Genomic DNA, 8,077 nt, shown 5'->3' with positions numbered 1-8,077 from the left:
AAATACCATTTCTTGAGGCGGAGTCAGATACCCTGGAGCCAGCAATTCTTTGACGATCGCTTCAGCACGCTCTAATTCCATTTATTATCCTCTCCGCAACAAGTTTTACGTCGATGCTACTTAGGATAACCGATTGAGTAGGGAGTGAGGAGTAAGGAGTGGGGAGTAAGAAGTAAGAAGTAAGAAGTAAGAAGTAAGAAATTAAGATTTTAGGGTTTTGATTGTGGATGCTAAAATTTTGATGATTATTTCTGCTTCTTCCCGCATGAGTGAGAATTTGTGTTCGGATACTAGTTCGGATTTAATCATGATGTTAATCCAGTATTTAGTTTCGGATGCTTCCTTGAGAGCAATCGAGTACTTAGAAATAAAATCATTTCTCGATTGAGCATAGACAGCCTCAGCGCAATTAGCACCAATGGATGTGCCGCTTCTGAGGAACTGTTTAGCTAATACTTTACCTGCATCATCAAACCGTCGGTTCGATAAAACTGAATAAGCTCTAATCACCCGAATTGCAAAATCTTCACTCCTCTTCTGAATTGTAAATTCTTCCATTACTCCTCACTCCTTACTTCTTACTCCTTACTCCTTACTTCTTACTCCTTACTCCTATTCCCTACTCGATCGGCACTTCTTGTAACAACCGTTCGATCGATTGAGAGCCGCGCCGACTGCCGATCGTGAGAATGCGGTGCGATAATACATAAATCGCTAGATCCTTCACATCATCGGGTGAAGCATAGGTGCGCCCTTGCAACCATGCCCAGGCTTGTGTCGCACGGTAGAGTGCCACCGAACCGCGCGGGCTGACTCCCAGGCTAATTTCGCGATCGTGTCGCGTGGCGCGGACTAAATTAACGATATATTTCTGAATCGCCGCGTCTACTTTGACTTGTTGACACTGCTGTTGCATTGCTTGAAGTTGCTCTGACGAAATACAGGGTTCTAAAGTAGCGATCGAATTCCCAGTCGCTAAACCTTGCAGCATCTGTAATTCTTCATTGGCATCGGGATATCCCAAACTTAAAGACACCATAAATCGATCCATCTGCGCTTCTGGTAGTACGAAAGTCCCCTGAGACTCGATCGGGTTTTGAGTAGCAATGACAAAAAAAGGTGCCGCCACCGCGCGCGAATGTCCATCTAAAGTGACTTGTCGCTCTTCCATTACTTCTAGCAATGCCGATTGAGTCCGAGGGGTCGCGCGGTTGATCTCATCTGCCAGTAAAATATTGGTAAATACTGGCCCAGCAATAAATTCAAATTCCCGATTACCAGGATTCCAGATATTCGTTCCGGTAATATCAGACGGGAGTAGATCGGGCGTACATTGAATGCGTTGAAATTTGCCATCGATCGATTTTGCCAGCGATTTGGCAAGCAAAGTCTTACCCACGCCAGGAACATCTTCGAGTAATACGTGCCCCCCAGCCAGTAGAGCTGTCAACACAAGCTGAATCGGACGATCTTTACCAACAATCTGGTGGGCGATATTTGCTCTGAGCCGCTCGATGGGTGATGAGGAAACAAGAGTAGCCATAGTTTATTACTGGGGTAGTCGAATGAATCGCGATTTTTAACAGATCGTCAATTCTGCTTCGAGATTAATTTTTGGTATCAATCTATATTGCCCACTTCCGATCTCCCATCTCCCATCTCCGAACTCCAAACTCCAAACTCCGAACTCCAAACTCCGAACTCCCATCTCCGAACTCCGAACTCCCATCTCCGAACTCCCATCTCCGAACTCCGAACTCCCATCTCCACACTCCCATCTCCGAACTCCCATCTCCCATCTCCAACCTCAAATTAAGTAGATAACTGTAACAACCCAATAATTTACCGATCTCAAACCTGCTAAATAAATTACAGTTAAAGAAGGTATTCACATCGAGATCGTATCAGACGGGGAAAACTGGCTATGCACCTAAGCGAAATCACCCACCCAAACCAGTTGCACGGTTTATCAGTTCGGCAATTAGAGCAAGTTGCTTTAGAAATCAGAGAAAAACATCTTCAGACAGTAGCGACTAGCGGTGGTCATTTGGCTCCGGGGTTAGGGGTAGTAGAGCTAACACTGGCACTGTATCAAACATTGGATCTCGATCGAGATAAGGTAGTTTGGGATGTCGGACACCAGGCTTATCCACACAAATTAATTACGGGTAGATATAACCGTTTTGACACGCTGCGCCAGAAGGATGGAATTGCAGGCTATCTCAAACGCAGCGAGAGCAAATTCGACCATTTTGGGGCTGGACACGCCTCTACAAGCATTTCTGCCGCCTTGGGGATGGCAATGGCACGCGACCTCAAGGGTGAAAATTTTAAATGCGTTGCCGTCATTGGCGATGGCGCGCTGACGGGTGGAATGGCTCTAGAAGCGATCGATCATGCGGGACATTTACCCAAAACTAATTTATTAGTGGTGTTAAATGATAATGAGATGTCGATTTCTGCCAATGTGGGTGCGATTCCGCGTTATTTAAACAAACTGCGCGTTAGTGCGCCGATTCAGTTCCTCAGTGACAATATCGAGGAACAACTCAAAAATATTCCCTTCGTTGGCGAAACAATTTCGCCCGAACTCGCACGGGTGAAAGAAGGGATGAAGCGGCTGGCAGTCCCCAAAGTCGGTGCGGTATTTGAAGAACTCGGATTCACTTATATCGGCCCCGTAGACGGTCACAATTTGGAAGAATTGATAAGTACCTTTGAAGGTGCCCACAAACACGCAGGGCCAGTCATGGTGCATGTCGTGACCAAAAAAGGTAAAGGATACACGATCGCCGAAAAAGATCGCGAAGGCTATCACGCTCAAAACCCCTTTAATCTGGCAACTGGTAAAAGTGCCCCCGCGACTAAACCTAAACCACCCACCTATTCTAAGGTATTTGCCGATACGCTCATTAAGTTAGCCGAACAGAACCCCAAAATTGTGGCAATTACCGCTGCAATGGGTACTGGTACTGGTTTAGATAAATTTCAGACAGCTTTCCCCGATCGATATATCGATGTGGGGATTGCCGAGCAGCACGCAATTACCCTAGCCGCAGGTTTAGCAACCCAAGGAATGCGTCCGGTAGCGGCGATTTATTCGACCTTCTTACAACGCGCCTTCGACCAAATCGTTCATGATGCAGCAATTCAACATCTTCCCGTATTCCTGTGTCTCGATCGAGCCGGAATCGTCGGTGCGGATGGCCCCACCCACCAAGGGATGTATGATATTGCCTATCTGCGGTGTATCCCGAATATGGTGCTGATGGCTCCTAAAGATGAGGGCGAATTGCAGCGAATGGTAGTGACTGGAATTAATTATACCGACGGGCCGATCGCGATGCGCTACCCCCGTGGGAATGGTTATGGCGTACCATTAATGGATGAAGGCTGGGAAGAATTACCGATCGGCAAAGGTGAAATTCTCCGTCAGGGTGATGATGTCCTGATGATTGCCTATGGTTCGATGGTACATCCCACGCTGCAAGCCGCACAACTCTTAAACGAACACGGCATTTCGGCAACGGTAGTTAATGCCCGTTTTGCTAAACCGCTAGATACCGAACTATTTGCCCCGCTGGCACGATCGATCGGTAAAGTAGTCACAGTCGAGGAAGGTTGCCTGATGGGCGGCTTCGGCTCGGCAATTGCTGAATCGCTGCTAGATTTAGATGTGGTAGTACCCATCAAACGAATTGGCGTACCCGACATTTTGGTAGAACATGCTACTCCCGATCAGTCATTAGGTAGTCTCGGTTTGACGAGTTCTCAAATTGCCGAAACAGTTCGGAATACCTTCTTTACTCAAAAACCCGTAGCGGTTGGTGTCTAAAGTTTGAGTTAAATTACCGATCGTTACTAGCTGAATTACCAATACCTCGATCGGTATGGGATTTGGCTAGTTTTTTTATAAAATAATATGAAATCTCTAATTGAAAAACTGATTAATGCGGGATTAGAATCAGTCAATCCCTTTAATGCCATTCAAAAGCACATACAGCTAGATGCCGATAATTTAGTTATTGACAAGCGCGTAATTAATTTAACTAATAAAGATATTCGTTGTGTTGCTGTTGGTAAGGCTTCCGTATCGATGGCTCTGTCGATTCACGAACTCCTCGGCGATCGAATATCTCAAGGATTGGTTGTGACTAAATACGACCATTTAAAGAATGTTAAATTTCCCAAAAATTGGGAAGTAATCGAATCAGCACATCCAGTTCCTGACGATCTTAGTTTATATGCTGGCGATCGCGTATGGAAATTACTCGATGGTTGTACAGAGCAGACACTAGTGCTAGCTTGCATCTCTGGTGGGGCATCTGCTTTAGTCGTTGCGCCGCATAATTGGAATGCTTTAAACCAACTATTGACTAATCCGCCTACTACCGAAATTAGTCAAAATACTCAAAAATTAATTCAGGATGCTTTATTGAGTAATTCGATAGATATTAATACCTTTAATCCCGACCAAAATATTTCGCTAGCAGCACTCCAAGCGATCGGTACTGCACTATTAGGGAGCGGCTTATCGATCGAGAAAATAAATGCAGTGCGATCGCAGATCGATCGTTTAAAAGGTGGTGGCTTAGTAGAAAGAGGAGGTGCGGGTAAAGTCATCGGACTAATTTTATCAGATGTTATCGACGATCCGATTGGATCGATCGCGTCCGGTTTAACCAATCATCCAAATGCCGATAATATTTTTGTGGGTAATAACCTTCAAGCTTGTAAAGCCATCGAGCAAGCGATCGATAAAAAAGCATACACAGCGAAAATTATTAAGACTAATCTCCAAGGAGAAGCACAGATTTGTGGTGTAGAAATTGCCACTAAAATTATTGCCGCACCAAGTAAGACTATTTTAATCTATGGCGGTGAAACGACAGTTAATTTACCTGAAAATTGTACTGGTATCGGTGGAAGAAATACCGAACTAGCATTAGCAGCCGCGATCGAATTAGCCAAACATAACGTTCCTGCATGGATAGTGACACTAGCAACCGATGGTACCGATGGGCCAACAGATGCCGCAGGAGCGACGGTAAATGAAAAAACGATCGATCGGGCTTTAGCATTAGGACTGGATGCTCAGTTGGCACTCGATCGGCATGATAGTTATTCGTTCTTTAAACAATTAGAAGACCTCCATATTATCGGAGCGACGGGGACAAATGTTGCTGATATCACGATCGCAATTCGTCCGTAAGTAGCTCAATTAGGTAAAAGGAATAATAATCTAATGTCAATACTTAGTTTCCTCGCGCAGGTAGTAATGGTTCGATGAGGGCAAGAGATTGCATATTAGTGCCGATCTTTTTATCGGCCACAACTGTTGATACACAACAACCATAGCGTTATCGATCGGTAGTTAGTGCCGATCTTTATGCCGATCTTGACGCAATATAGCTGTTGTCAACAAGGAGTCGATAAGAATACCTTTAAACTATGAATATCCCCGCTAGAGATAAACTTCTAGCGGGGATAGCTAAAAACACTCAAGATGTAAGCTCATGATGCCAGCCAAAGATCCAAATAATTACGATCGCCAGTTTCGGTACTTTAACCGGAGATTAAGACAATTAGAGGATACTCAGGCATCGCTCCCAGAATTAGAGCGGGTATTTACCGATCGCAAGCAGCTCTTTGAACAACGTGTCTACAATGAGATCGACACGCTAGAAGACCAAATCGAGGGCAGATTTGACTGCTTAGAAATGCGATTGGATCGATTAGAGACGCGGTTTAACGAGTTCGATCGAAAATTAGATATTATCCTTTCTAGATCTCCAGAGCGCACTAGCAGATCGGACGATTAAGTGATTTCGGGAAAATTATTCCCCGAAAAATGTCTGAACTATGATTAAAATGATTGAATGATGATATAGATGGACTGCTATCCGATCGTCTTAGTCCATCTATATCATCAGATAAATCATAGTTCAGCCCGTGTATTCTCGATCCGGCATCACCTTAACTTCGGAGAGTTACTCGGAATTTATCGACCAAAACATCTCTGACTTTCTGTTGGAGCGGCTCCACATCGGCATCGGTTAATGTGCGATCTAGTGCCCGATAAATTAGCCGAATGGCTAAACTTCGTTGTCCGTCAGGGACATTAGTACCGCGATATTCATCGAATAGCTCGACATCTTCTAAAAGTTCGCCGCCAGCTTTAGAGATCGATTTTTGGATATCTGCTAAAGATAGCTCGATCGGGGCGAAGAAAGCCAGATCGCGATCGGATGCGGGATAGGTAGAATAGTTTTTAAAAACTGGTACCAACCGTTCTTCGGCAGCAAGGTAATTGAGGATCGGATCGAGGTTGAGTTGGAAGACATATACCGCTGCTGGGAGGTCTTTTTCCTGCCGAAGTTGGGGGTGTAGTTGTCCGAAATAGCCCAATTTTTGTCCCTGCAACCATAATGATGCGGTGCGTCCGGGATGTAGCTTCGGATCGGATCGATCGGCTTGATATTCGACGGGGATTTTGAGGCTGTGACAGACGCTATCGAGCATTCCCTTGGCTTCGTACCAGGTGAGGGGTTGTGGCTTACCACCAGTCGTCCAGCGTCCGATCCCAGCATCGCCGCCGAGGATGCCAGCGAGTACGTCGGTTTCTGTTAATCCGGTTTCGTCGCGTCCGAAAATTTTGCTAATTTCAAAGCCTTGGAGTGCGCCGTTACCTTGCGCGAGGTTGGTTTGGAAACTTTGAATTAAACCGGAGATTAATTCCGATCGCAGTGTCGCATATTCGGCAAACATCGGGTTAATGATTTCTACCTGCGATCCGTCATTGAGTTTCTCGATGGCGTAGGAATATTGGACGACTTCATTTAAGCCGACAGCACGGAAAGCGGCGCGAATTTGGCGTAATAATTCCTCGTCGAGGGAGAGGAAACCCGCCGCCGATTCTGATGGGAGCGTATCCATAAACCGATCGTAACCATACAATCGGGCGACTTCTTCGATGAGGTCGATTTCCCGTTCTAAATCGCGGTAACGGTAAGGTGGAACTACCACATCCCAGACGGTTTCTTCATTATCATTTAACGTCGCTGTCAATTGACAACCCAAGGCTGTCAGCGTCCGTTCGACATCTTCAGTCGTAATTTCCCCAGGTTCGCCATCATCATCGATCGGCCCTAAGATCTGATTTAACCGTTCTAACCGGAGTTGGATCGATCGAGGTTGGAGGGTTAGATTAGGACGACGATCGCTGATATCCTGACAGATTATTTTACCGCCAGCTAGCTGAATAATTAGCTCGATCGCCCGCCCAGTTGCTGTTTCGAGTTCGGCAAAGTTGACACCGCGCTCGTAGCGAGTCGATGCTTCCGATCGCATTCCGCCTTGACTCCGCGCCGATTTTCGCACGCTGACTGAATCGAAAATGGCGGCTTCGAGGACGATGTTTTGAGTACCTGTCGATACTTCAGTATTTTCGCCACCCATGACCCCTGCCAGGGCAATGGGAGTGGCACTAGCAGTAATTAGGAGGTTTTGAGCGGTAAGCTGACGATCTTGCCCGTCTAGGGTCTTCAGGCTCTCGCCTTGTTTCTCCGCAAGGCGCACGCCCATTGCGATCGTTTGACTCCCACTGACGGCTTGCAATTTAGCCGCATCGAAGGCGTGTAAAGGCTGCCCCCACTCCAGTAGGATGTAATTTGTCACATCCACCACGTTATTAATTGGGCGAATCCCGGCGGCTTGTAAGCGACGTTGCAGCCAGTCGGGGGACGGCGCAATTTGGATGCCTTCAATTAGAGTAGCAGAGTAAACGGGACAAGCCTGAGCTTCGCTGACATTAACAGTTAATTGCGGTTGCTTGGCAATTGGCGACGCATTCACAGTCGGGAGTTTTAAGGCTCCACCAGTGAGTGCGGCGACTTCTCTGGCAATGCCCACCATACTCAGCGCGTCAGCGCGATTGGCGGTAGATGAGAGATCGAGAATGACATCATCCAATCCTAATAAGGGTCGCACGTCAGTACCGATCGCGGGTGTATCGGGATGCTCCGCTTCGCCGAAAATATAAATTCCTTCCGAATCTTTAGTCAATCCCAATTCCGAG

Annotated in this window: 6 protein-coding genes; 3 read left to right on the top strand and 3 right to left on the bottom strand. The window is 46.4% G+C overall.

Features of this window, described 5'->3' with window-relative positions; genetic code table 11:
• Nucleotides 1–201: 201 nt before the first annotated feature.
• Both Q0R35_RS09675 and Q0R35_RS09670 read right to left on the bottom strand, forming a co-directional pair.
• The gene (locus tag Q0R35_RS09675) at nt 202–558 is read right to left on the bottom strand and encodes a four helix bundle protein (protein ID WP_295616825.1); all 357 of its coding nucleotides are present in this window, start codon (nt 556–558) and stop codon (nt 202–204) included.
• Between the two features lie 61 nt (nt 559–619).
• Complete coding sequence (locus Q0R35_RS09670; protein WP_295616822.1) at nt 620–1,543, bottom strand: MoxR family ATPase; 924 nt, start codon at nt 1,541–1,543, stop codon at nt 620–622.
• 381 nt (nt 1,544–1,924) lie between these two features.
• Between Q0R35_RS09670 and dxs the strand changes: the two genes are divergently transcribed.
• The 3 genes from dxs (at nt 1,925) to Q0R35_RS09655 (ending at nt 5,822) form a co-directional block, all read left to right on the top strand.
• The gene (gene dxs / locus Q0R35_RS09665; protein ID WP_295616819.1) at nt 1,925–3,835 is read left to right on the top strand and encodes a 1-deoxy-D-xylulose-5-phosphate synthase; all 1,911 of its coding nucleotides are present in this window, start codon (nt 1,925–1,927) and stop codon (nt 3,833–3,835) included.
• An 87-nt stretch (nt 3,836–3,922) separates the two neighbouring features.
• On the top strand, nt 3,923–5,212 hold the full coding sequence (locus Q0R35_RS09660; protein ID WP_295616816.1) for a DUF4147 domain-containing protein: 1,290 nt from the start codon (nt 3,923–3,925) through the stop codon (nt 5,210–5,212).
• A gap of 304 nt (nt 5,213–5,516) precedes the next feature.
• Entirely contained in the window at nt 5,517–5,822 is a 306-nt protein-coding gene (locus tag Q0R35_RS09655) for a hypothetical protein (protein WP_295616813.1), read from the top strand.
• A 154-nt stretch (nt 5,823–5,976) separates the two neighbouring features.
• On the opposite strand, the gene pheT is transcribed toward Q0R35_RS09655, so the two are convergent.
• Nucleotides 5,977–8,077 (bottom strand): phenylalanine--tRNA ligase subunit beta (gene pheT, locus Q0R35_RS09650; RefSeq protein ID WP_295616810.1); only part of this gene is annotated, 2,101 nt, incomplete at its 5' end.

It is taken from the genome of Chamaesiphon sp. GL140_3_metabinner_50 (assembly GCF_025361915.1).
In the GTDB taxonomy this organism is placed as follows: Bacteria; Cyanobacteriota; Cyanobacteriia; order Cyanobacteriales; family Chamaesiphonaceae; genus Chamaesiphon.
This window is presented reverse-complemented; position numbering and strand designations above follow the sequence as displayed.